23 protein-coding genes and 2 pseudogenes are annotated in these 23,850 nt (G+C 66.0%); 19 read left to right on the top strand and 6 right to left on the bottom strand.

Annotated elements, in window-relative coordinates; translation table 11 throughout:
- Positions 1–14: 14 nt before the first annotated feature.
- From RVF83_RS01715 to RVF83_RS01655, 13 genes are all read left to right on the top strand, one after another.
- On the top strand, positions 15–209 hold the full coding sequence (locus RVF83_RS01715; protein ID WP_005201561.1) for a ferredoxin: 195 nt from the start codon (positions 15–17) through the stop codon (positions 207–209).
- Positions 210–291: 82 nt separating this feature from the next.
- Entirely contained in the window at positions 292–1,182 is an 891-nt protein-coding gene (locus RVF83_RS01710) for a 3-oxoacyl-ACP reductase (protein WP_005201558.1), read from the top strand.
- A gap of 63 nt (positions 1,183–1,245) precedes the next feature.
- Positions 1,246–2,010, top strand: a complete 765-nt coding sequence (locus RVF83_RS01705; protein WP_005201556.1) for an MlaE family ABC transporter permease — start codon at positions 1,246–1,248, stop codon at positions 2,008–2,010.
- 3 nt (positions 2,011–2,013) lie between these two features.
- The gene (locus tag RVF83_RS01700; RefSeq protein WP_004022039.1) at positions 2,014–2,865 is read left to right on the top strand and encodes an MlaE family ABC transporter permease; all 852 of its coding nucleotides are present in this window, start codon (positions 2,014–2,016) and stop codon (positions 2,863–2,865) included.
- Positions 2,866–2,922: 57 nt separating this feature from the next.
- The gene (locus RVF83_RS01695; RefSeq protein WP_005201553.1) at positions 2,923–4,044 is read left to right on the top strand and encodes an MCE family protein; all 1,122 of its coding nucleotides are present in this window, start codon (positions 2,923–2,925) and stop codon (positions 4,042–4,044) included.
- Positions 4,037–5,095, top strand: coding sequence for an MCE family protein (locus RVF83_RS01690; protein ID WP_005201551.1), 1,059 nt, complete (start codon positions 4,037–4,039; stop codon positions 5,093–5,095). The genes RVF83_RS01695 and RVF83_RS01690 overlap by 8 nt, the downstream gene beginning before the upstream one ends.
- Positions 5,092–6,315 (top strand): MCE family protein, encoded by a 1,224-nt coding sequence (locus RVF83_RS01685; protein ID WP_005201548.1) that lies wholly within the window; start codon positions 5,092–5,094, stop codon positions 6,313–6,315. The genes RVF83_RS01690 and RVF83_RS01685 overlap by 4 nt, the downstream gene beginning before the upstream one ends.
- Before the next feature lie 2 nt (positions 6,316–6,317).
- Positions 6,318–7,577 (top strand): MCE family protein, encoded by a 1,260-nt coding sequence (locus RVF83_RS01680; protein ID WP_039881289.1) that lies wholly within the window; start codon positions 6,318–6,320, stop codon positions 7,575–7,577.
- A complete protein-coding gene (locus RVF83_RS01675) occupies positions 7,574–8,869 on the top strand; it encodes an MCE family protein (protein WP_005201540.1) in 1,296 nt (431 codons plus the stop codon). Before RVF83_RS01680 ends, RVF83_RS01675 begins: the two co-directional genes overlap by 4 nt.
- Positions 8,869–10,308: an MCE family protein gene (locus tag RVF83_RS01670; RefSeq protein WP_005201538.1), complete on the top strand. Its 1,440-nt coding sequence runs from the start codon at positions 8,869–8,871 to the stop codon at positions 10,306–10,308. The genes RVF83_RS01675 and RVF83_RS01670 overlap by 1 nt, the downstream gene beginning before the upstream one ends.
- Positions 10,305–11,228 carry a hypothetical protein gene (locus RVF83_RS01665; protein WP_005201536.1) on the top strand — a complete coding sequence of 308 codons (924 nt, stop codon included), beginning with the start codon at positions 10,305–10,307 and terminating at the stop codon, positions 11,226–11,228. Before RVF83_RS01670 ends, RVF83_RS01665 begins: the two co-directional genes overlap by 4 nt.
- Positions 11,228–11,890: a hypothetical protein gene (locus RVF83_RS01660; protein ID WP_005201533.1), complete on the top strand. Its 663-nt coding sequence runs from the start codon at positions 11,228–11,230 to the stop codon at positions 11,888–11,890. Before RVF83_RS01665 ends, RVF83_RS01660 begins: the two co-directional genes overlap by 1 nt.
- 399 nt (positions 11,891–12,289) lie before the next feature.
- On the top strand, positions 12,290–13,213 hold the full coding sequence (locus RVF83_RS01655) for a hypothetical protein (RefSeq protein WP_005201532.1): 924 nt from the start codon (positions 12,290–12,292) through the stop codon (positions 13,211–13,213).
- A gap of 41 nt (positions 13,214–13,254) precedes the next feature.
- On the opposite strand, the gene RVF83_RS01650 is transcribed toward RVF83_RS01655, so the two are convergent.
- The 4 genes and pseudogenes from RVF83_RS01650 to RVF83_RS01635 form a co-directional block, all read right to left on the bottom strand.
- Positions 13,255–13,983: an FABP family protein gene (locus tag RVF83_RS01650; protein WP_039881288.1), complete on the bottom strand. Its 729-nt coding sequence runs from the start codon at positions 13,981–13,983 to the stop codon at positions 13,255–13,257.
- 319 nt (positions 13,984–14,302) lie between these two features.
- Positions 14,303–14,609: pseudogene (locus RVF83_RS01645) on the bottom strand (DUF1416 domain-containing protein).
- Positions 14,610–14,614: 5 nt separating this feature from the next.
- Positions 14,615–15,454 (bottom strand): sulfurtransferase, encoded by an 840-nt coding sequence (locus tag RVF83_RS01640; protein WP_005201525.1) that lies wholly within the window; start codon positions 15,452–15,454, stop codon positions 14,615–14,617.
- A gap of 416 nt (positions 15,455–15,870) precedes the next feature.
- Positions 15,871–16,728: a DUF2993 domain-containing protein gene (locus RVF83_RS01635; RefSeq protein WP_005201524.1), complete on the bottom strand. Its 858-nt coding sequence runs from the start codon at positions 16,726–16,728 to the stop codon at positions 15,871–15,873.
- Positions 16,729–16,933: 205 nt separating this feature from the next.
- On the opposite strand from RVF83_RS01635, the gene RVF83_RS01630 reads away from it, so the two are divergent.
- From RVF83_RS01630 to pstB, 6 genes and pseudogenes are all read left to right on the top strand, one after another.
- Complete coding sequence (locus RVF83_RS01630; protein WP_005201523.1) at positions 16,934–17,737, top strand: winged helix-turn-helix domain-containing protein; 804 nt, start codon at positions 16,934–16,936, stop codon at positions 17,735–17,737.
- Positions 17,718–18,623, top strand: a complete 906-nt coding sequence (gene mshD, locus RVF83_RS01625; RefSeq protein WP_255220842.1) for a mycothiol synthase — start codon at positions 17,718–17,720, stop codon at positions 18,621–18,623. The genes RVF83_RS01630 and mshD overlap by 20 nt, the downstream gene beginning before the upstream one ends.
- 158 nt (positions 18,624–18,781) lie before the next feature.
- Positions 18,782–19,855, top strand: a complete 1,074-nt coding sequence (pstS, locus tag RVF83_RS01620) for a phosphate ABC transporter substrate-binding protein PstS (RefSeq protein ID WP_005201521.1) — start codon at positions 18,782–18,784, stop codon at positions 19,853–19,855.
- 156 nt (positions 19,856–20,011) lie between these two features.
- A pseudogene (gene pstC, locus RVF83_RS01615) lies at positions 20,012–21,045 on the top strand (phosphate ABC transporter permease subunit PstC).
- A 2-nt stretch (positions 21,046–21,047) separates the two neighbouring features.
- A complete protein-coding gene (gene pstA / locus RVF83_RS01610; protein WP_005201519.1) occupies positions 21,048–21,947 on the top strand; it encodes a phosphate ABC transporter permease PstA in 900 nt (299 codons plus the stop codon).
- Between the two features lie 25 nt (positions 21,948–21,972).
- Positions 21,973–22,749, top strand: a complete 777-nt coding sequence (gene pstB, locus RVF83_RS01605; protein WP_005201518.1) for a phosphate ABC transporter ATP-binding protein PstB — start codon at positions 21,973–21,975, stop codon at positions 22,747–22,749.
- A 58-nt stretch (positions 22,750–22,807) separates the two neighbouring features.
- Here pstB and RVF83_RS01600 read toward each other — a convergent pair whose 3' ends face one another.
- Together RVF83_RS01600 and phoU are read right to left on the bottom strand one after the other, a co-directional pair.
- Positions 22,808–22,957 carry a hypothetical protein gene (locus tag RVF83_RS01600; RefSeq protein ID WP_162904508.1) on the bottom strand — a complete coding sequence of 50 codons (150 nt, stop codon included), beginning with the start codon at positions 22,955–22,957 and terminating at the stop codon, positions 22,808–22,810.
- Positions 22,958–23,124: 167 nt separating this feature from the next.
- Complete coding sequence (phoU, locus tag RVF83_RS01595; RefSeq protein WP_005201515.1) at positions 23,125–23,787, bottom strand: phosphate signaling complex protein PhoU; 663 nt, start codon at positions 23,785–23,787, stop codon at positions 23,125–23,127.
- Between the last annotated feature and the right edge of the window lie 63 nt (positions 23,788–23,850).

The following is a 23,850-nucleotide window of genomic DNA, read 5'->3' as shown; positions in this document are numbered from 1 at the left end:
AGGAGAAGGTTCTGATGCGTATCAAGGCAGATTTCGACCTGTGCGAGTCCAATGCCATCTGTGTGGGGATGGCACCGGACTTCTTCGACCTGGACGATGACGATTACCTGGTCATTCTTCAGGAAGAGATCCCCGCGGACCGCGTCGAGGAGTTGCGGCAGGTGGCGGCCAACTGCCCCAAGTCCGCACTCTCGGTGGTGGAGGACTGACAGGGCTGAACTCCGGTTCGGTTCCATCCGACCGGGAATCATGCTAGAACAGGTTCTAGTTTCAGCTCAGGAGGAATGTCGGGTGGGTTACTCGTTGGACGGTCGCGTCGCGGTCGTCACCGGTGCAGGTGCAGGTCTCGGTCGGGCGGAGGCCATCGGCCTCGCCGCGGAAGGTGCCACAGTCGTGGTGAATGACCTTCCGGCAGCGCTCGATTCGAGTGATGTCATCGACACGATCACGTCGGCCGGCGGCCGTGCGATCGCCGTCGGGGGTGACATCAGTGACTCGTCCACCGCGAGTGCCATCATGGCGGCGGCCACCGAGCAGCTCGGTTCGCTCGACATCGTCGTGAACAACGCGGGCGTGGTCCGCGACAAGATGCTGTTCAACATGACCGACGACGAGTGGGACCTGGTCATCCGCGTTCACCTGCGCGGCCACTTCCTACTCAATCGCAATGCGGCGTCGCACTGGCGCGCGGCGTCGAAGGCCGCTGGTGGTCCGGTCTACGGCCGGATCATCAACACCTCCTCGGAGGCCGGGCTGCTCGGCCCCGAGGGGCAGGCCAACTACGGTGCCGCCAAGGCCGGCATCACCGCGCTCACGCTGTCCGCGTCGCGAGCACTCAAGCGTTACGGCGTCCGCGCCAACGCCATCTGCCCGCGTGCGCGTACCGCGATGACCGCGGACGTCTTCGGGGACGCGCCCACCGACGGCGTCGATCCGCTCGATCCGGCACATGTGGTCCGGCTCGTGACCTACCTCGCCGGACCCGAGGCCGACGGCGTCACCGGTCAGGTTTTCGTCGTGTACGGCCCCAAGGTCACCCTCATGGCGGCACCCACGATCGACGAGGTGTTCACCGCCGACGGCGATGCCTGGGACTCGGAGGATCTGGCCAAGACCCTCACGGGCTTCTTCGCCGACCGCGATCCCGGACGCACGTTCTCGGCAAGCGCTCTGGTCAACTGAGCATTTCGTCGAGTTTCTGCGTGATAGGTTTCGCGATGGTTCGAGGGTGAAGGGGGTCCGCTGGTGCTGAGCAAACTGGCCACGCCCCTTGGGGGGATCGGCGACTTCGTGGCGCTCGGCGTCGAATCGGCGCGCGAGTTGTTCCATCGCCCGTTCCAGTGGCGGGAAACAGTAGAGCAATCGTGGGCGATCGCCCGTGTTTCGATGGTGCCGACGCTGCTCGTCGCCATCCCCTTCACGGTGCTCGTCAGCTTCACGTTGAACATCCTGCTGCGCGAGATCGGCGCGCAGGATCTGTCCGGGGCCGGCGCCGCCCTGGGAACGATCACCCAGATCGGTCCGATCGTGACGGTGCTGATCGTGGCGGGTGCGGGTGCCACCGCGATCTGCGCCGACCTCGGTGCCCGCACCATCCGCGAAGAGATCGACGCGATGAAGGTGCTCGGCATCAACCCGATCCACCGGCTCGTCGTGCCGCGCATCGTGGCGTCGACCTGCGTCGCGCTGCTGCTGAACAGCCTCGTCTGCACCATCGGCATCGGCGGCGGCTTCATCTTCTCCGTCTATCTGCAGGACGTGAACCCGGGCGCCTTCGTGGCCAACCTGACGCTGCTCACCGGCTTCGGTGAGCTGATGATCTCCATGGTCAAGGCCGCCTTGTTCGGCCTCTTCGCCGGCATGGTCGGCTGTTACCAGGGACTCAACGTCAAGGGCGGTGCGAAGGGTGTGGGCGACGCCGTCAACGAGACCGTCGTGTATTCGTTCATGGCGCTGTTCGTGGTCAACGTCGTCGTCACCGCGGTCGGACTCAAAGCGACGGCGGGCTGAGCGATGGTACTTCCTTTCACAACCCGATTCCGGACCGCGCGCGTCGCGGTGAAACGAGCCGGCGAGGACTGGGACCAGATCGGCGATCAGGCACTGTTCTACTGGGACAGCGTCGTGTCGATCCCCCGCGCGATCAAGCACTACAAGAAGGAGACCCTGCGGCTCATCGCCGAGATCTCCATGGGTACCGGCGCGCTCGCCATGATCGGCGGAACCGTCGTGGTCGTCGGCTTTCTGACACTGTTCACCGGCGGCACGATCGCCGTCCAGGGTTACAGTTCGCTGGCCAACATCGGCGTCGAGGCGCTCACCGGCTTCTTCTCGGCCTTCATCAACGTGCGCATCGCGGTGCCGGTGATCTCCGGTATCGCCCTCGCGGCGACCATCGGTGCCGGAGCCACCGCGCAGCTCGGCGCCATGAGGGTCTCGGAGGAGATCGACGCCCTCGAGACGATGGCGATCTCCTCGATCCCGTATCTGGTCAGCACCCGCATCATCGCCGGCCTGATCGCGATCATCCCGCTCTACGCGCTGGCCTCGCTCGCCTCGTTCCTCGCGAGCCGCTCGGCGACGGTGTTCCTCTACGGACAGTCGCCGGGCGTGTACGACCACTACTTCGACACCTTCCTGATCCCGTCGGACATCCTCTGGTCTTTCGTGCAGGCGATCTGTATGGCGGTGGCGGTCATGCTCATCCACACCTACTACGGCTACAACGCCTCCGGCGGCCCCGTCGGCGTGGGCGTCGCGGTCGGCAACGCCGTGCGTGCCTCGCTGGTCGTGGTCGTCGTCATCACCCTGCTCACCTCCCTCGCCATCTACGGCGCGGACGGCAAGTTCAACCTGGCGGGCTGAACCATGAGCAGAAAACAAGAACGGACACGGACCACCCGTCGCCTGGCGGCAGTCGCCATGGTCGCGGCGCTGCTGTTCCTGATCATCGGCGCCAGCGCATCGTTCCTCGGCGCGTTCAAGGGCACCCAGCAGGTCACGCTGGTCGCTCCGCGCGCCGGTCTGGTGATGAACCCCGACGCCAAGGTCAAGCTGCGCGGGGTCGAGGTCGGACGCGTCGGCAAGATCGAGGAGCAGGGCGGTAACGCGATCCTCACCCTCGACATCGCGAACGATTCGATGTCGAAGATCCCAGGCAACGTGGTCGCCGACATCAAGTCCAACACCATCTTCGGTGCCAAGGCGGTCAACTTCTTCGTGCCCGGTGAAGCCGAAGGCGAGCTCACCGCCGGTGCGGAGATCCCGGCCGACCGCGTGGTCGTCGAACTCAACACCGTCTTCCAGCAACTCGTCTCGGTGCTCGCCGACCTGCAGCCGGAGAAGCTCAACGCGACGCTCGGCGCGGTCGACACCGCCCTGTCGGGTCAGGGTGAGGACATCGGTGTGGCCCTCGAGCAGCTGACGACGCTGCTGGGCAAGACCAATCCGCACCTGCCGGCGCTGAACCGGTTGTTCCGTGAGGGCGCCACCTTCACCAACGTGTACGCGGATTCGATGCCGGATCTGCTGCGCACCGTCGACAACTTCACTGCCGTGGGAAACACGCTGGTGGACAACACCTCCAACCTCGACGCGCTGCTGATCAACGCGACCGGGATGGCCAACACCATCGACGGTGTCATCGCTCCGAGCAAGAAAACACTGATCGGTGCGCTGTCGGATCTCAATCCCATTGCCGCGCTGCTCGGTTACAACGCGCCGGGGATCAAGTGCTTCCTGACCGCGAGCGCCGTGGCCTCGGAGGTCGCCGCCCCGTTCATGGGTGGGCGCAACGGCATGCTCATGCTCGACGCCAGTCTGCTGCCGGGCAAGGACCCGTACGCCTACCCGTACGACCTGCCCAAGGTTGCGGCCGAGGGACCGCCCACCTGTGCCGGCGGCCTCTCCGACCCGGCCAGCACCGAGCATGCGCCGTTCTACGTCAGCGACAACGCACCCCAGCCCTACCAGCCCAGGACCAAGCCGAAGGTGAACTCGAAGAAGCTGTTCCAGATCCTGTTCGGGGAGCCGCCCCGTGGATAACCGCGCACGCGCATTCCGCGCGACTCTCATCAAGCTCGGCGCGTTCACCGTGGTGATGATCCTGGTGTTCGTCGCGCTGGTCGTGGTTTTCAGCCGCTACCGCTCCGGGGCGTCGAACGAGTTCTCGGCGGTCTTCACGAGTGCGTCGGCGATGAAGTCGGGCAGCAAGGTCAAGATCGCCGGCGTCGAGGTCGGAGCCGTGGGCGGTGTCGAGCTGAACCGCGCCAACGAGGCCGTGATCACCTTCTCCGTCGACGAGCAGTACCCGCTTCCGAAATCCGTTCGGGCACTGATCCGTTACGAGAACCTCACCGGCGACCGGTATCTCGAACTCCAGCAGGGGACCGGTGACACCTCCACCTTCCTCGGCGACGGCGCGCAGATCCCGGTCACCCAGACCGAACCGGCCCTCGACCTCGACAAGCTCGTCGGTGGTTTCAAGCCGCTGTTCCGCACCCTCAACGCCGACGAAGTCAACGCCCTCACGAAATCGCTGATCGCGGTGTTCCAGGGCCAGGGCGGGGCGCTGAACACCCTGCTGTCCAACACCGCGTCGTTCACCGATGCGCTCGCCGACCGGGATCAGCTGATCGACAGCGTCATCGACAACCTGAACACCACGCTCGCCACGCTCGACGGGGACCGCGCGGGACTCGACACCAGCGTCGACCTGCTGCAGCAGCTGGTGACCGGCCTGGCCGAGCAGAAGGGCACGATCGGCAACGCCCTCACCCAGACGTCGCGCGTCACGAACGGGCTCGCCGACCTGCTCTCGACGACCCGCCCCACACTGCAGTCGATGGTGACCAACACCGGCCGGGTGTCGGAGGAACTGCTGCGGGCCGAGCCGTTCGTGCGGAACCTGCTGACGCGTCTACCGGAGGACTACAAGACCTTGTCGAACCTCGGTTCCTACGGTGCGTGGCTGCAGATCTACTTCTGCCGTCTGCGTCTCCTGCTCCCGGCACCGGGTGGCCAGACGATCATCTACACCTCGAACAACGTGATGGGCGACACCACCCGCGCGGGCGGAAGGTGTGACGGCTCATGAGTCTTCCCTTCGGCGGCATGTTCTCCAGCCGCAGAACCGAATCCGGGCAGGCCGACATCGCGCGTGAGGAGAAGCACGGCGGACGCAGCCGTGCGCAGGTGGGCGTCATCGGCATCGTGATCATCGCCATGGTCGTCATCACCGCGATGCAGATGGACAAGCTGCCGTACCTGGCACCCATCAGCACCTACAGCGCCTACTTCGACGACGCCGGCGGACTCGCCAAGGGCGACATCGTCGTCGTCTCCGGTGTGCAGGTCGGAACGGTCGAGGGCATCGAACTCGCCGACACCGAGCAGGGCACCAAGGTGAAGGTGTCCTTCCGGATGGACGACACGGTCGAGATGGGTGACCAGACCCAGGCCGCCATCCGCACCGAGACAGTGCTGGGTCGCCGCAATCTGACGGTTATCCCGCACGGCGGCGAACGCATCAAGCCGGGCGGATCGATCACGCTCGGAAACACCATCGCCCCGTACTCGCTGCAGGACGCTCTCGAAGGTGCCACGGACACGATCTCGGGCACCGACACCGACCAGCTCAACACCGCACTCGAGACCCTGACGGTCACCTTCTCCGAGACACCGGATCAGGTGCAGGGAGCGGTCAACGGCGTTGCGCGGCTGTCGAAGGCCGTCGCCGACCGGGACGACGAACTGCGGGCGCTGCTGGCCAAGGCCAACCAGGTCAGCAAGATCGTCGGGGACCGCAACGACCAGATCAACCGGCTGCTCATCGACGCCAACGCCCTCGTCGGGGAGATCGAGATGCGTCGGTACGCGCTCAACCAGCTGATCAAGGGGATCGGTGACGTCACCACGCAGCTGCGCGGCTTCATCGCCGAAAACAACGAGCAGCTGACGCCGGTCCTGCAGAAGTTCGATCGGGTGGCCACGATCCTCACCGACAAAGAGAAGGACCTGAAGGAGACGATCGACCGTCTCGGCCCGTTCGCCAACACCCTCGGCGAGGCCGTCGCATCCGGTCCGAACTTCGATTCCCTGGTGGGCCTCAACACCTTCGGCGACTACACCGCGATCTTCCTCAACGCGCTGCGCGGCCGTTACCCGCAGCTGTGGCAGTCGCTGATGTACTCGGGCTTCCCCTTGATCCCGGAGAACTACAAGCTGGGACCGCCGGACAACACCGACACCCCGCGCGGCCCGCTGCCGACCCCGACCTATCCCAAGCCGGTACCGACCACTAGAGGAGGACGGTGACCATGACGATCGGACGCAAGGTCCTGCTCGGCGTGCTCGCCGTCGTGCTCGCGATCGCCCTCGTGGTCGTCGGGTGGACGGTCTTCCTGAAGTCCACGACCAACACGTTCACCGCCTATTTCGGCTCGGCCGCCAGCCTCTACGAGGGTGACCCGGTGCGGGTGCTGGGTGTCAACGTCGGCAGCGTCTCGAAGATCACGCCACGCGAGAACGACGTGAAAGTCGAACTGCGCGTGGACAAGAGCATCGACATCCCGCAGGACGCGAAGGCCGTCATCGTCGCGCAGAGCCTGGTGTCGGGACGCTTCGTGCAGCTCACCCCGGTCTACTCCGGCGGCCCGGTGATGCCCGACGGTTACGACATCCCGATGGATCGCACGGCCATCCCGATGGAGTGGGACGACATCAAGGCCCAGCTGACGAAGCTGACCGAGGCCATCGGCCCGGAGGGGCCCGACCAGGGCACGGCGGCCAAGGCCGTCAACGTCTTCGACGAGAACCTCGAGGGCAACGGGGCCGCGATCAACGCCTCGATCAGAGAGGTCTCCGACGTCATCGGGACCCTCGCGGCCGGACGCGGCGACCTGTTCTCGACGATCCAGAGCCTGCAGAAGCTGACCGATGCACTGTCGGGCAGCCACGAACAGCTGGTGCAGTTCAACGGCCGGCTCGCCTCGGTCAGTTCGGTTCTCGCCGACAACACGACCGAGCTCGACGCGGCGCTGAAGGGGCTGGACTCGGCGATGACCGACGTGCAGGTCTTCATCGACACCAACTCCGACGCGCTCTCGTCGTCGGTCGAGCGGCTTGCAGCGTCCACCAAAATCGTCGCCGACAAGAACGAGCAGGTCGAGGGCGTCCTGCATTCCGCGCCCAATCAGCTCGCGAACTTCTACAACATCTACAACCCGCTCTCCGGGTCGCTGTCGGGTGTGTTCGGTCTGGCCAACGGCACCAACCTGATCACGCTGCTGTGCGGGTCGATGGACGCCACCAACCGGCCCGGAACGTCGAAGCAGGACATCGACAAGTGTGTGGAGATCCTCGCGCCGGTACTGTCGTCGATCTCGATGAACTACCCGCCGTTCCTCGCCAACCCGGTGCAGGGCGCCAACGCCCTGCCGAGCCAGCTGCAGTACCAGAATGCCGAGGTGAAGGCCCGCGCCCAGGCCGGTGTGCGGCGCATCGACAACGAGACGCGGCGCGACAACGCCGGTTCGCCGCTCGGGAACCTGCTGGTGCCGTTCGGGGGAGACCGATGATCTCGTCACGCCTGCGCGGCGGACTGGCCGCGGGCGCGGTGGCGTTCACGACGCTGCTCGCCGGATGTTCCTTCGACGGACCCAACTCCCTGCCCGTTCCGGGCGCCGCCGGGACCGGTGGTGGTTCGTATGAGATCACCGCGCTCATTCCCTCGGCCGCGGGCCTGGTCAACAACGCGCCGGTCCTCATCGACGACTCGACCGTCGGCAGTATCGGCGACATCGAGGTGCAGGACTGGAACGCGCTGGTCACCATCCGCCTGAACAAGGGTGTGATCATCCCGCGCGGATCGCACGTGATGGTCGGCATGACCAGTGTGCTGGGTTCGACGCACCTCGAGATCGTCCAGCCCGCCGAGCCCGAGGGCGGACGCCTCGAAGCGGGCGACGAGATCCCGCTGACCAAGTGCCCCGAGCAGTCCAACATCGTCAGCGATCCGAAGGTGCCGGCGGTGCCCGACATCAATGCGGCACAGCAGGTTGCGGCCTGCACCTACCCCAGCACCGAGCAGGTCCTGAGCTCACTGTCGGTGGTGCTCAACGGCGGCGGCCTGTCGCAGGTCGGCGACATCGTGCACGAGATGAGCGAGGTCTTCGGCGGCCGTGAGGACCAGATCAAGAAGCTGATCCCGCGCCTGAACACCCTCGTCGCCGATCTGAATGCGCAGAAGGACAACATCATCCGTGCGACCGAGGGGCTGGATCGCCTGTCCCGCACCATGAACGAGCAGAAGGACACCATCGAACGCGCGCTCGACGCCAGCCCGCAGATCCTGCAGTTGCTGGTGGACCAGCGTCAGCAGTTCCTGGACACCCTCGCGTCGGTGTCGAAGCTGTCGAAGACCGCGAACGACATCCTCGACGCCAACTCCGAGGACATCGTCACCATCGTCGAGGGCATCGAACCCGCCCTCGACCAACTCCAGGCCTCGGGCCCGGCGATGACGCAGTCGTTGAACATCCTGCTGACCTTCCCGTTCTACGAACCGACCGTCCGGAAGATCGTCAAGGGTGACTTCGTGAACTCCGACCTGACCCTCGACCTCACGGTGGACCGTCTGAGCGAGACCATGTTCGCCAGCCTCGGCGTCACCGGACCCGAGGGAGTCTTCGGCAAGCCGGCCGGGGCGGCCGCCCGCGGACTGAATCCGTTCACGGCGCCGCTGATCCCCGGTGGCGAGAAGCTTCCGGACACTGCGGAGCCCGTTCCGGCGAACCTCATCCCGCCGGTCCAGGTGCCCTCGCCCACGGCTCCGCCGACGGTGCCCTCCGATCAGGAAGGCGGCCGCTGATGAAGATCACCAGATTCGTCCGGATGCAGCTGATGATCTTCGCCATCGTCACCGTTGTCGCGATGGTCGTGATGGCGCTGTTCTACATCCGCATCCCGTCGATGTTCGGCGTCGGCAGCTACCGCGTGCAGCTGAACATGGAGACCAGCGGCGGGCTGTACCAGAACGCCAACGTCAGCTACCGCGGCGTCTACGTCGGCAAGGTCGACTCGGTCAAGCTCACCGACGACGGCGTGCAGGCCACCCTCGTCATCGACAACGGCACCGACATCCCGGCGTCGTCGAAGGCATCGGTACGCAGCGTCTCCGCGATCGGCGAGCAGTTCGTCGAGTTCACCCCGAATCCGGACCCGCCAGCCGACGCCCCGACCGGTTACCTGCACAACAATTCCGAGGTCACCGTCACCGAGGTGCCGGTGGAGATCTCGACCATGCTCGACCAGGCCGATGCGCTCCTCAAGGAGATCGGCGACACCAAACTCCGGTCGCTGGTCGACGAGGCCTTCGTGGCCTTCAACGGCACCGGTGAGTCGTTGCAGCGGCTGCTCGACTCGATGACCCTGTTCATCGGGGAGGCCAACAAGAACACCGACACGACCATCTCGCTTGTGGAGCAGGGCGCGCCGCTGCTGGCGACGCAGTCGCGCACGGCCGACGACATCCGGGCCTGGACACGCAACGTCACCGCGTTCACCGATCAGCTCCGGGCGAACCGGCCCGAGATCGGCGAGATCCTCCGCAAGGGGCCGTCGACGGCGTCGAAGGCCCAGGAACTGTTCGAATCGCTCGGTGGGTCATACCCGCTGCTGGTGTCGAACCTCGGCACGATCGCCCACACCCAAGTGGTCTACCTGCCGAACTGGAAACAAATCCTGGTGCTGTACCCGCGTCTGGTCAACTCGCTGATCACCGCCCTGAACACCGGCACCAACAACTTCGGTCCGAACGTCAACTTCTCCCTGGGCTTCCAGGACCGGCCGGGGTGCAACATCGGCTTCCTGCCCAAGGAGGAGTGGCGATGGGCATCGGCGCAGAACGCTCGCGAGCTGCCGCCGGGAATGCTGTGCCGGGTTCCGCAGAACTCCAACATCGCCGTGCGCGGCGCCCGTAACTACCCGTGTGCGGAGTTCCCGGGGCGTCGCGCGCCGACGCCGGCGGAGTGCCGCACGGGGTACAAGCCCAAGCCCGGTTCGGTCGATCCCTTCCAGAGCGGCCTGCCGTTCGGCCTGAAATGGCAGCCGGCGTCCTCCGGTACCGTGACACCGGGCACACCGAAAGACTTCGAGGCCGAGCCCGCGGTGTACGCCACGACATATGATCCGGAATCGGGCAACTTCATCGGACCCGACGGCAAGACGTACAACGCCGGCACGGGGCGTGAAGGGCAGGGACAGAGCAGTACATGGCAGACGATGATCAGCGGGACGGTCAGTCCGTGACGCCTGAGGGCACCGGCACCACGACCCCGGTCACCAAGAGCCCGACCGGCACGACACCGAACCGAACCGGCTCGACCGACCGTCGGACGACCAAGCGTCCGGTCCGCTCGGCACCCATCCGCCGCGGTCGCTCGGGAGTGAAGAAGCCGGCCGACCAGTCCGCGGCAGCGCCGGAGACGGAGACGGTCGTCGAGGCGTCCGCCGACGAGGCTGCCGCTCAGGGTGCTGTGCAGCCCCCGGCCGACCGGGCCGAAAAGACCGCGACCCACGAGGTGTCGCTCGCCAAGCCGGACCCGGGGGAGGAGATCGCCCCCGATCCGTCGGAGGTCGAGAAGACGGTCAGCTACCGCGAGCGGCGTCGCACACGACTGGCGTCGAGGACCCCGGAGAAGACGGGCACCGGCAAGGTCCGCTACCGCGGCTCGGGCCGGCGGTCGTCGCGGACCGTGGTCGGGGTCGTCGTCGGAATCGTGCTCATCGTCGTCTGCGCGGTGGCGTCGGTGGTGTTCGCGCTCGGCATCGCCCGCCAGGACCAGCAGAACGACCTGCGGGCCGAGTACTCCGCGTTCGCCTCGCAGGTGTTGATCAACCTGACGAGCATGAACCCCGACACCGTCGACCAGACACTGAAATCGGTGCAGGATGACACCTCCGGCAAGGTCAAGCAGGAGGTCCAGAACAACATCCAGCAGGTGGCCTCGCTCGTCCGCGACGGGAAGCTCGAGACCAAGTCGATCATCCTGAGTTCGGCGGTCACCAGATCCGAGCCCGACGAGGGTTCGGTGATCATGGTGTTCGGCTGGCATCAGCAATCGCTGGACGGCCAGACCCCCGCCCAGGACAAGGTGTTCCGCTGGCGCGTCGACATGACCCGCATCAACGGTGAGCTGAAGATGACCGACTTCGAGTGGGTGGCGTGATGGCCGACAAGAAGCCCGGGCCCGACAAGGGACGCCTCGGACTGATCGTGCTCGCGGTTCTCGTGGTGGCGGCTCTCGCGGCCACCGCGTTCCTCGGCTACCGGTACATCGAGGGTCGATCGGTGGAGGATGCGCGCGAGTCCTCGCTCGCCGCCGCACGCGACTACGCAAACACCATGTTCGGGTACAACGCCGAGAACGTCAGCGACCACATCGATCAGTCGATGAGCGTGCTCACCGGCCCGGCCAAGCCCGAGTACACCAAGCTGATCACCGAGAACAACCTCGCCGCCGAGGTCCGCAAGCAACAGGTGGTGTCCGAGGTGACCATCCAGGACGCCGGCGTGGTCACCAACACCGCCGACACCTCGAAGGTGCTGATCTTCATGAACCAGTCGGTCACCCGCGGTCAGAAGGAACTCGTCAGCATCAACCCGTCGCGGCTGACCTTCAACATGGAACTCCAGGGTGATCGCTGGATGATCAACAACATCGAGGTCATCACCGACGACACCTTCCGCTCCAAGCTCGAGGTCGTCGCGTCCCTACCGTCGGACGCCAAGCCGTTGCCCGGGCAGTCACCGGCTCCGTCGCAGACACCGTCCGCACCGCCCGCGGCTCCGGCCCCGGGGTCGGGCGCACCCGCGGTACCCGTGCCCTGACCCGCCACCCTCTCGAAATCCCGTTGCGGGACGCCAGAATCGGGCGTACTTTCGCGAGTACACAGGGAAGGAGGTGGTCTGATAGTGATTTCTCATCGGACATGTGAGGTGACCATCCGTTAGCAGCTGACCGTGTGGCATTCGTGTCGCCGGAGGTGGATTCCCACCTCGTCAGCGCAGACGAATACCAGGTGGTCACCCGGCCCCCGCATCCCGACCCGGTCCGGTCGGCACGAGGCTCGTATGAGCGATGCGGGGGCCGTTCCATGTCCGGGGATCGTCGTTCGCGTAGTGGACTACTCGTGAATTCAGGGCGCGGGCGTTATGAACTGGGGCAGTCCAACGATGTAACTGTCACGAATACCTGCCACAGGGAACACCCGCCCGAGAGAGAGAACGATGGTCGCCACGAACGCAGTCCGCGAACAGTCGATCGATCCTGGTCTCGGCGGGTCTGCCGTCGAGGACGCCGCGGCAGACGACGATCGCTGGGACGACCTGTACTGGGGCCCGGGCGATCCCGACTTCGGAACCACGACGCCGCCCCGCTTCGCCTTCGCCGATCCGCACGAAGCCGGACTCTTCCACGCCGACGACGAGCACGTGTCCCTCCACAACCGGGGCGTCGGCCCCGCGGCGGCACTGATCTTCTTCGTCGACGGCCGCGTCGAGCTCCGCCGTCTCGGACCCGGCGAGGTGATCATCCTGCCCGACGAGGATTCGTTCACCTACCTTCAGGCACCCCGACTCACCGACGGCCGTCCGGTGGTCTACGGCGGGGTGTGGGTCCAGCAGGGGCGCGCGATGCCGGTGACCATCCCGATCCCGACCGAGCGGGAGTTCCTCGCCCAGCGTTACCTGACCCCATGGAGCACGGACTGGGTCGGCGGACTCGCCGGCTGCCGCCTACGGGACCCGGCGGAAGATCGGATCTCGTACCAATATCGTTCCGGAGGAACGACTTTCACGGTCCGCAACGCCGGCGACACCTGGGTCGCGGTCGTTCATCGGGTTGGGACGGAGTACAGCGTCGTCGAATGCGGTCCGCGCGAGCGGGTCGACTTCCCGGTCTCCCCGCACTCGGCGCACAGTGACGTGTTCTCGGTGGTGGGACAGCGGCAGGCCGGTTCGCCCGGACGTGGCCCCTACGTCTCGGCATCGGGAACCGTGCACCCGGGATGGGTGGGTCGCCCCGGGGCTGCCACGGCATACGGATCCGTCGTGATCATGCTCGGATCGCTGGTCTACAGCGCACTGCCGAAGCGCAATCTGTACCTGGCGTTCTCGGATCGCCGGCGCGGCTGCAGCCGGGTGCATCGCTGAGCGGCCCGCTCAGCCGACACCCAGAAGAAGTGCGGCCGGGCTCAGCCGACGTGGCGTCGGAGTTTGGCCGAAAGGCGGGGGAAGAGGTCGCCGTCGGCGTCGACCCGTTCTTCGACGTAGGCGAGGTCGCCGTCGGGGACCAGACCGTAGAGACGCTTGGCACCGCCGGCGCGCCGGCCGGACTGGGACTTGATGACGACGTCGGTCGCCAGCTCCCACGAAGTCTGATTGAGAGGCGTCCCGTAGAAGAGCTCGACCGACCCCTCGGCGTGGGCGAGGAGCAACTCGATGGTGTCGTCCTCACCGATGCGCCAGAAACCCGATTCGCGGAGGTCGGGCCGCATGAAGGCGGCGTCGTCGTCGATGACCCACGAGCGCGACTCCCAGGTGAGGAAGTTCTGCCCGTCGTGCGAGACGACGATCTGCTGCGCGAAGTGGTAGTCGGTGTCGGTGTCGGTGTCATGCCCTTCGCCCTCGCCGCGCCAGACACCGACCAGCGGCAGCAGCGCCAGCAGGCCGGGATGGAGATCGGCGCCCAGGCGGAGGTTCGCGGTGTCCGCGGGCAGCGGGAGGTCGTCCCATGTGGGGAGGTTGCGCTCACGACTGCCGGACTCGATGGCACGTGCCTCGGCCTGGTTGATCGCCTCGTCACCCGAACGATGGGCGTCGCCGTCGGCGACGACGCCTTCGCCAAAGGGCACACCATCGCCCGAGTGGGCGGCGCCGACTGGCTTGTCTCCGGCGTCACCGGCTCCCGGGTGGGACGTCACGACTCGTCGGTGACCAGGCGGTAGAGGGTGTAGACACCGAACCAGGTGATCAGCACGGCGGCCAGGATCAGCAGGATTTCGAAGAAGAGAACCACGAGGCAAATTCTAACCCGGGGATGTCCGGGAGGTGCAGGGGGTCTCCCTTCGAGACGCTTCGCTCCTCAGGGAACGGGACGGTGCTCCGGCAGGCGCTCCACAGGGGGCGGGATGCGTGGACATCCACCCATTCTGAGCCCCCGGAGACGACGAAACCCGGTCACCGCAGTGCGGTGACCGGGTCGTCGTCGTGAGGTCTCAGACGCCCACGACCAGGACTGCATCACTTGGAGACGACGATGTCCTGTTCGTGGATGCCGGGACCCTCGGGGCTGATCGTCGCATCGCCGTTGCCCACGGAAGAGAGGGCGCGAACCGTCCAGGTTCCGGGAGCGGCGAAGAATCGGAAGTCGCCGGTGGGCGAGGCGACGACCTCGGCGGTGAATTCACCGGTGGAGTCGAGGAGACGCACGAAGGCGCCGGCGACCGGGTTGCCCGAGCCGTCGGTGACCTGTCCGGTGAGGACGGTCTCCTTCTCCACGTCGACGCCCGCAGGCAGCTTCTGTCCCTGCTTGGGGTGCAGCACACATAGTTGTTACTTTCCTTCTCCGAGTTCGATCGGCGCACCGACCAGCGAGCCGTACTCGACCCAGCTTCCGTCGTAGTTCTTGACGTTCTTCTTGCCGAGCAGCTCGGTCAGCACGAACCAGGTGTGGCTCGAGCGCTCGCCGATGCGGCAGTACGCGATGGTCTCGCGGCTGTCGTCGAATCCCTTGTCGGCGTACAGAGCGGTGAGCTCCTCGTCGGACTTGAAGGTGCCGTCCTCGTTCGCGGTGGTCGACCACGGGATGTTGATGGCGCCGGGGACGTGACCGCGCTGCTGTGCCTGTTCCTGCGGGAGGTGGGCCGGCGCGAGGATCTTGCCGGAGAACTCGTCAGGGCTGCGCACGTCGACCAGGTTCTTGGTGCCGATGGCGTCGATGACCTCGTCGCGGAAAGCGCGGATGCTGAGGTCGGGCGAGGAGGCCTTGTACTCGGTGGCCGGACGGGTGACCGCATCCGAGGACAGCGGACGGCCGTCGAGCTCCCACTTCTTGCGGCCGCCGTCGATCAGCTTGACGTCGTTGTGGCCGTACAGCTTGAAGTACCAGTAGGCGTAGGCGGCGAACCAGTTGTTGTTGCCGCCGTAGAGGATCACGGTGTCGTCATTGGCGACGCCGCGCTCGGACAGCAGCTTCGAGAAGCGGTCGGCGTCGACGAAATCGCGACGGATGCCGTCCTGCAGGTCCTGCTTCCAGTCGAGCTTGATCGCGCCCGGGATGTGGCCGCCATCGTAAGCCGAGGTGTCTTCGTCGACCTCGATGAAGACAGTGTTGTCGGCGTTGAGGTTCTGCTCAGCCCACTCGGTGCTGACCAGGACGTCGGAACGTGCCATGTCTGGTTCCTTTCGGATGGATAACTGGTGGTGGATGGATCTGGTGATGCGAAAACGGAGCGAGGCGCGGACTTCGCGCCCGCGGCTCTGATCTGTGATGAACGAGGAGGAGGCGTACGGAGAAGACACTCAAGCCTCGGAAGAAACGCACCCCGTCGTCATCGGCGGTGCGCATGGCGCGGCTGCAGGGCAGCGCTTGTCATGGCGCACCGTCAGCGGTGCGTGCGACAGCAACAGTCGGCGACACGACAGAAGTCGATCGCCCGGCGACGTGTGAGCAGGAACTCACGGCGCTGTTGCATGCCCACGAGGGTACAACAGTGCCGAACGGAGTCCGAAACCCCGGGTGGATTGCGCTCTGACCTGGGTAAAAAGACCACGAATGGAATCTCTCTGCGCTGGCTCGCCGGGTCGGATCAGAACCGGTCCGGGCGGACGTCGACGACGCCCGAATCGGAGACCAGTTGGACGTCCCCGCCGAAACTCTCCGCGCGCTGCGCCTCGAGTCCCCAGGCCATCGGCAACCGGGGGAGGACCATGCTGAATCGGTCGAGCACGGCCGCGCGCATGTCCTCGGGGACCGCGTCGTCCACGTGACGTTCGGGTCCGGTGTAGAAGTCGGTGGCCCGGATCTCCAGCGAGCCTTCGGTCACCGAGAGATCGACCGCGACGCTGACCCGGACCTTCGGACCGGTGTACGCCGACGCGGACGGCGGATCGTCGGCGTCGAGGCCGTCGTCGGGCGGTAGTGCCACCGTCCCGGTGAAGACGACACCTTCCGAACGTGAGACGACCCCGTCCTGGGGGCCACCGCCGCCGACCTTCCCGTCGGGTGCGGGAGTGCTGACGGTCAGATCGGTGATGCGCAGGTACCGCGCGAGAGTGACCGCGTCGAGGCGTGTGTATGCCGAGATCGACGAGGTGTGCAGAACATCACTCGCGCCGAAATCGCCTCGCGTGGGGCCCTGGAAACGGCCGAGTACGGCGCCGAGTTCGCCTCGACAGATGCCGCGAGCGGGTTCGCAGCCGGGTAGTACGACGCCTCGCGCGGCGATCGTCGCCCCGGCGTAGTCGCCCTTGCCCGCCTGGGTCAGGAACGGGAACCCGGCGAGTGTCACCTCGGGATCGAATGGGACGCGGGGGGATTCGGCGAGGGAACGGGAGAGGCGATGTTCGCTGCGGATGGCCGCGCCGACGTCGACGGCCAGCACTGCCCCCACCGCGAGGATCGACACGGTGACCGCGATGACGAGGACTTTCCGGATGCCCGGCATGCTCGGAAGACCACCCTCTCCATCGTGTTCGCCCACGGTCTCGACTCGACTTGTTAACAGCGGAGCGCGTCGGTGGCGCTATTCTGTCACCTATCTCGCACACGTTGGTAAGGCAGCGTAAACAATCGTCTATGTGTGTGCGGAGGCGTTCACAGAGTGGTGGGCGGATTGGATGGTCCGGGACCGAACGAGATCGGAGTGCTAGGTGGATCTCTTGTTGTTGACGGCCGATCCCAATCCGGAATCGGTCTTGCCGTCGCTGTCGCTTCTCGCCCACAACGTGCGAGTCGCCCCGACGGAGGTCTCCTCTCTCATGGAGGCGGGCAACGCGGATGTGGCCCTGGTCGACGCACGCGCGGATCTGGCAGCGGCACGAGGATTGTGCCGCTTGCTGGGCAGCACCGGATCTTCGGTGCCCGTGGCAGCTGTGCTGACCGAGGGCGGATTGGTCGCGGTCAATGCGGACTGGGGCATCGATGAATTCCTGCTCCCGGGTGCGGGGCCGGCGGAACTCGACGCGCGGTTGCGTCTGCTGGTGGTTCGCACCAGAGGAGTGGCTGCCGAGGAGACGTCGGGCAAGGTCACGCTGGGGGAGCTGGTGATCGACGAGGGGACCTACACCGCGCGACTGCGTGGACGCCCCCTCGATCTGACCTACAAGGAGTTCGAACTCCTGAAGTACTTGGCGCAGAACGCAGGTCGTGTGTTCACGCGCGCCCAGCTGCTGCAGGAGGTGTGGGGGTACGACTTCTTCGGCGGTACGCGCACGGTCGACGTGCACGTGCGTCGCCTGCGCGCCAAGCTCGGCAGCGAACACGAATCGCTGATCGGTACCGTCCGCAACGTCGGCTACAAGGCGGTACGGCCCACCCGCGGCCGGGCGGCACAGGCCGAGGCCGATGATGTGCCGGAAGATGATGTGCCGGATGTCGATTCGGCGGAGTTCGACACCGCCCTCGACGGTCGGGTTCCCTTCGACGAGGAGTTCAGTGCCAGCGCCGGAAGCTGACGAGTTGCAGGTACGACGAGGTGCCGCGCCGGCGGAGGTGGTGGCCGAGGCGCACCGCCTGGTGCGAGCGGCGACATCCGCCGAGGGCGTTGCGCCGCTCTCGGACGAGGCCGTCAAAGCGATTGACGCCGGGGCGGATTCGTCGGTCGTCCACCTGTGGTCGACGGGTGCCTACGCCAACATCGTTCCCGGCCGTGACGGCGAGCCGTCGATGATCGAGGCGGTCGTCGACCCGGAGCAACGGCGCCACGGTCTGGGACGGTCGTTGCTCGACGCCGCTTTCACCGCTGCGCGGCGGGAGGGCCTCGAGGCCCGGGTGTGGGCGCACGGCGACCTCCCCGGTGCGGTTGCCCTCGCGTCGGTGATGGGTTTGCAGAAGCGTCGCGAACTGCTGCAGCTACGGCGACCGGTCGGGAAGGGACACGAACTGCCCGAACTCGTCGTCGACCCCACCGTCACCCTCCGTACCTACGCCGGGTCGTCGGACGATGCGGAGATCCTGCGCGTCAACAACGCCGCTTTCGACTGGCATCCCGAACAGGGCGGCTGGGAACTCGATCAGATCGCCGAGCGTGTCGCAGCCGACTGGTTCGACCCCGAGGGTCTCTTCCTGGCCTTCGACACCGAAGATCCCGATCGGCTTCTCGGTTTCCACTGGACCAAACTTCATGACGCCGATCTCGGCGAGGTGTACATCGTCGGTGTCGATCCGCAGGCGCAGGGGCGTGGGCTCGGCCGGCTGTTGACGCTGGCCGGGCTCCATCACCTCGCGCGGCGCGGTGTCGCCGAGATCAATCTCTACGTCGAGGGCGACAACATGGCCGCGTTGCGCACGTACGAACGGCTGGGCTTCACCAGGTTCGCCGTCGATGTCGCGTACGGCTGAGTCCCAGCCGCAGGTCGTCGCGCACCCGCCGTGCCGGGTTCACCTTCCGTTCACCTTCTGTCGGGGATTCGGCCATCCGGCGCGCTTAGCTTTCCTTTCGGACACTCCGGACACCTGGTCCTCAGGACGGAGCACGAAAAGGAAAGGCAACACCTGCGGTGAGAATCAAGCGGAACGGCGCTCTGGCGGCGGTGTCGGCAATCGCGGCACTGACCCTGGTGACGGCGTGTGGTGGGGGAGACAGCCAGACGGTGAGTGGCGAGGGTTCCACCGCCCAGCAGAAGGCCATGGAGCACTTCAGCCAGATCCTCTCGGATGACAGCGACATCGTCCTCGACTACACCGGCAGCGGCTCCGGTGACGGCATCAAGAAGTTCATCGCCGGCGACGTCGACTTCGCGGGTTCCGACTCGGCACTCAAGGCCGACGAGGTCACCGCGGCCAAGGAACGCTGCAACGGTAACGATCCCTGGCATCTGCCGCTGGTCGTCGGACCGGTTGCGATCGCCTACAACCTGCAAGGCGTCGACAACCTCAAGCTCGATCCCAACGTCATCGCGAAGATCTTCAACGGCAAGATCACCAAGTGGAACGATCCGGCGGTCGCCGCGCTCAACCCGGGCGCGCAGCTGCCCGGCGACGACATCGTCCCGGTCTACCGCTCCGACAGCTCGGGCACGACCGACAACTTCCAGCGGTTCCTGCAGAACTCGGCGCCGAACGACTGGCCGTACGAGCACAGCAAGGAATTCGCCCCCAAGAACGTCGGTTCCGGCGCATCGAAGTCGACCGGCGTCGGCGACACCGTCAAGAAGACGCCGGGTTCGATCAGCTACGTCGAATGGGGCTTCGCCACCGAGAACGACCTCGGCGTCGCCGACATCGACTTCGGTGCCGGCCCGGTCGAGCTGAACGCTGCGAGCGCGGGCAAGGCCCTCGACGCGCTGGCGTTCAAGAACCCGGACAGCAAGGACCTCGTCGTCGACACCGATGCGCTCTTCGCGTCGAAGGCCCCGGGCGCCTACCCGCTGTTGCTGACCCCGTACTCCATCGTCTGCTCGGCGGGTTACTCCGATGAGGCGACCAGCACCACTCTGAAGGATGCGTTCACCAAGATCCTCAACGACGGTCAGACCGGCCTCGAGGAGATCGGCTACGTGCCGGTGCCGCAGAGCTTCAAGGCCAAGTTGCAGGGCACCGTCGACGCGCTCGCCGGTAGCGGCAACGCCTGACGTGAGACAACACAGCAGCGCGTGCGGGGCCGCCAGGGTTTGCGGCCCCGCGCTCGCGGTTGACACACTGACACGACTCTTCGCGTGTCGCACGGACTGTGAGCGGTGGACCGGGAAGTGGCCCCAATGACCAGAGCGGAAGCACGAGAAGGACGCATGACGTCGCTGAGCAACCAGGGTGGTGCGGTCCCGCCGGATTCCGACCGGACGAGCCTCCCCGAGGCATCGCCGGACGGTTCGTCCTCGGGCAGCCTGCACTCTGCGGCCCGTCACCGCGTGGCCGACCAGATCTTCCGCACGCTGGCCGTCGGCTCGGGGTTCGTCGTCTCGCTCGTCATCGGTCTGATCGCGCTCTTCCTCGTCGCGCAGGCCGTCCCGTCGCTGCTGAAGAACGAGGAGAACTTCTTCACCTACACCGGTGACTGGATCACCAGCGGCAACCAGCTCGCCTTCGGCATCCCGCAGCTTTTCTATGCGACGGTCGTCGTCTCGGTCATCGCACTCCTCATCGCGATGCCGGTGGCGCTCGGGATCTCGATCTTCCTCACCGAGTACGCGCCCAAGCGTCTCGTCGGACCCATCACCTACACCGTCGACCTGCTCGCCGCGGTGCCCTCGATCGTCTACGGCCTCTGGGGCATCCTCGTTCTGGGGCCGGCGCTGGTGCCGGTGAACGAGTGGGTTGTCGGACACCTCGGTTTCCTGCCGTTCTTCCAGCAGCCCACCCCAGGTCGCGAACATGTCCACCGGCGGCACGCTGCTCACCGCGGGCATCGTGCTCGCCGTGATGATCCTGCCGATCATCACCGCGGTGACCCGCGAGGTCTTCATGCAGACCCCGCGGGGACATCGGGAGGCGGCGCTCGCCCTGGGGTGCCACGAAGTTCGAGGTCGTCAGGCTCGCGGTGCTGCCCTTCGGCTTCTCCGGCTACATCTCCGGATCGATGCTCGGCCTCGGACGCGCGCTCGGCGAGACGATGGCGCTGCTGCTGATCATCTCCACTGCCGGGCCGATGAACTTCAACCTCATGGAGAGCGGTGAGACCTTCGCGACCAAGATCGCGAACAACGCCGCCGAGTTCGACTCGCCGGCCAAGACCGGCGCCTACATCTCCGCAGGCCTGACCCTCTTCGTCCTGACCTTCATCGTCAACGCCGCCGCTCGTGCGGTCGTCGCCGGAAAGAAGTGAGCATGACCGTCACCACCCCGTCGCCCACGGCCGACCCGGTCAAGAAGCCGTCCGGCTTCAGCCCGCTGGCGAAGCGTCGACGCGTCACCGATCACATGGTCCGGATCGCGGTCATCGCCGCACTCCTCGTCGCGCTGGTGCCGCTCGTGTGGCTGGTCGCCACCCTGGTCATCCGCGGCATCGAACCGCTGCTGGACATCGACTGGTGGACGTTGCCGGAACGCAAGGGCGGCGCTGCCAACGCCATCGTCGGCACGTTGATCCAGACCGCGCTGGCCGCCGTCATCTCGATCCCGCTCGGTATCTTCGTGGCGATCTACCTCGTCGAATACGCCACCAAGACGTCGGTGCTCGCCCGCGTCACCACCTTCATGGTCGACATCCTCTCCGGTGTCCCGTCGATCGTCGCGGCTCTGTTCGTCTACGCGGTCTGGCGCACCACGCTCGGGTTCCCCCGGTCGGGTTTCGTCGTGGCGATCGCGCTGGTGCTGCTGATGGTCCCGCTGGTGGTCCGCGCGACCGAGGAGATGCTCAAGATCGTCCCGCAGGATCTGCGTGAGGCGTCGTATGCGCTGGGTATCCCGAAGTGGAAGACCATCGTGAAGATCGTGCTGCCGACGGCACTGTCGGGCATCGTGACCGGCGTGATGCTGGCCATCGCCCGTGTGATGGGGGAGTCGGCGCCCGTGCTCATCCTGGTCGGTTCGACGCGGGCGATGAACTGGAACCCCTTCGACGGCAATCAGCAGTCGTTGCCGCTGATGATGGTCCAGCAGTACAACAACGGGCCCGGCGCCTTCGACAAGGTCTGGGGTGCGGCCCTCTGCTTGGTCATCCTCGTGGCCATCGTCTACTTCGGGGCCAAGGTCGTGTCGAAGATCTTCGCGCCCAAGACCTCCTGAACATCACTGTAGAAACGGAAAAGTCATGGCAAAGCGCCTCGACATCAAAGACCTGAACATCTACTACGGCGACTTCCACGCGGTGAAGGACGTGACCCTCGAGGTACCGCCGCGCTGCATCACCGCCTTCATCGGGCCGTCGGGCTGCGGCAAGTCGACGGTGCTGCGCACCCTGAACCGCATGCACGAGGTCACCCCGGGTGCCTACGCACAGGGCAGCGTGCTTCTCGACGGTGAGGACATCTACGGCCGCAACGTCGATCCGGTCAGTGTGCGCGCCACGATCGGCATGGTGTTCCAGCGGCCCAACCCGTTCCCGACGATGTCGATCAAGGACAACGTCGTCGCCGGACTGCGCCTGCAGGGCGTGCGCAACCGGGCCGAACTCGACGAGGTCGCCGAGCGCAGCCTGCGCGGCGCGAACCTGTGGGACGAGGTCAAGGACCGCCTCGACAAGCCGGGCGGCGGCCTTTCCGGCGGCCAGCAGCAGCGGCTGTGTATCGCGCGGGCGATCGCGGTCTCGCCGGACGTGCTGCTGATGGACGAGCCGTGTTCGGCGCTCGACCCGATCTCGACGCTGGCGATCGAGGATCTGATGGGCGAGCTCAAGAAGGAGTACACGATCGTCATCGTGACCCACAACATGCAGCAGGCTGCCCGCGTGAGCGACCAGACCGCCTTCTTCAACCTGGAGGGCGTCGGTCAGCCCGGGCAGCTCGTGGAGATCAACGACACCGAGACGATGTTCTCGAATCCGACGAAGAAGGAGACCGAGGACTACATCTCGGGTCGGTTCGGCTAGAGCCTCGCAACAACTTCGACAGGGTCCTTCCCACGATGGGAGGGGCCCTGTCTGCTTGTCACATGTTGATGAGAAGGATGACGAGCAGAGCGGTGAGCGAGGCGATGACACCGAGATAGGTGATGATCTGCCGGCGGTGAGCGGCGGCTGCCGCGTCCTCGTCGGTCATCGCATTGAAGTCGGGTTCGATCGGCTGATTCTGGCCCATGCCCGCCACCATAACGGCGACATGAGGAGCTGCGAAATCGTTCCCGGTCGCTGAGGGCTCTTGATGTTCACTGGTGTGAATACAGGAGGCGTTCAGTTCGTCGAACTGAATTCTCGGCTCCTTCGGATGTGTGCCCTCGCTCGCCCCGGGGAGGTGAGCGAGGAAGATCACCCGATGTTCTGGAACTGCTCGGGCGTCTTGCCGGTGGCGGTGAACACCACCCGACGGCCGATCAACACGGCGTGATCGGCGAACCGTTCGTAATAGCGTCCGAGCAGTGTCACATCGACCGCGGCGGCGACCCCGTGCTGCCATTCGCGGTCCATCAGGACGGTGAACAGGTGGCGATGGAGGTCGTCCATCGCGTCGTCGTCTTCTTGCAGGCGCAGCGCGGCCTGGGGATCGCGGGTCTCGAGGACCTCGTGGGCGCTTTTCGCGAGGGTCACCGCGAGCCGGCCCATCTCCGCGAAGTAGCCGTTGACCTCCTCGGGGAGGGCCTTGGCGGGATGGCGTCTACGGGCGACCTTCGCGACATGGAGAGCAAGCGCGCCCATCCGGTCGGCGTCGGCGACGATCTGGAAACCGCTGACGACGCCGCGGAGGTCACCGGCGACGGGGGCCTGCAGTGCGAGAAGGGCGAAGGACTGTTCCTCGGCACGGGCCGACAACTGTGTCATCCGTTCGGCGTCGCCGATGACCTCTTCGGCAACGGCGAGGTCGGCCTGCAGCAGTGCCTGGGTGGCTCGCGACATCGCGGTCCCCGCGAGTTCACACATCTCACCCAGGACGTTGGTCAGCGCCTCGAGTTGCTCTTGGTAGGCGGTACGCATGTTCCCAGGATACGTCGGGCATCGGTCCACTCCGCCCACGCCCGATGAACGCAGCATGAACGT

Source organism: Gordonia rubripertincta, from assembly GCF_038024875.1.
In the GTDB taxonomy this organism is placed as follows: domain Bacteria; phylum Actinomycetota; class Actinomycetes; order Mycobacteriales; family Mycobacteriaceae; genus Gordonia; species Gordonia rubripertincta.
Note: the sequence above shows the minus strand (reverse complement) of the source record. Positions and strands in the feature narration are given on the sequence as shown.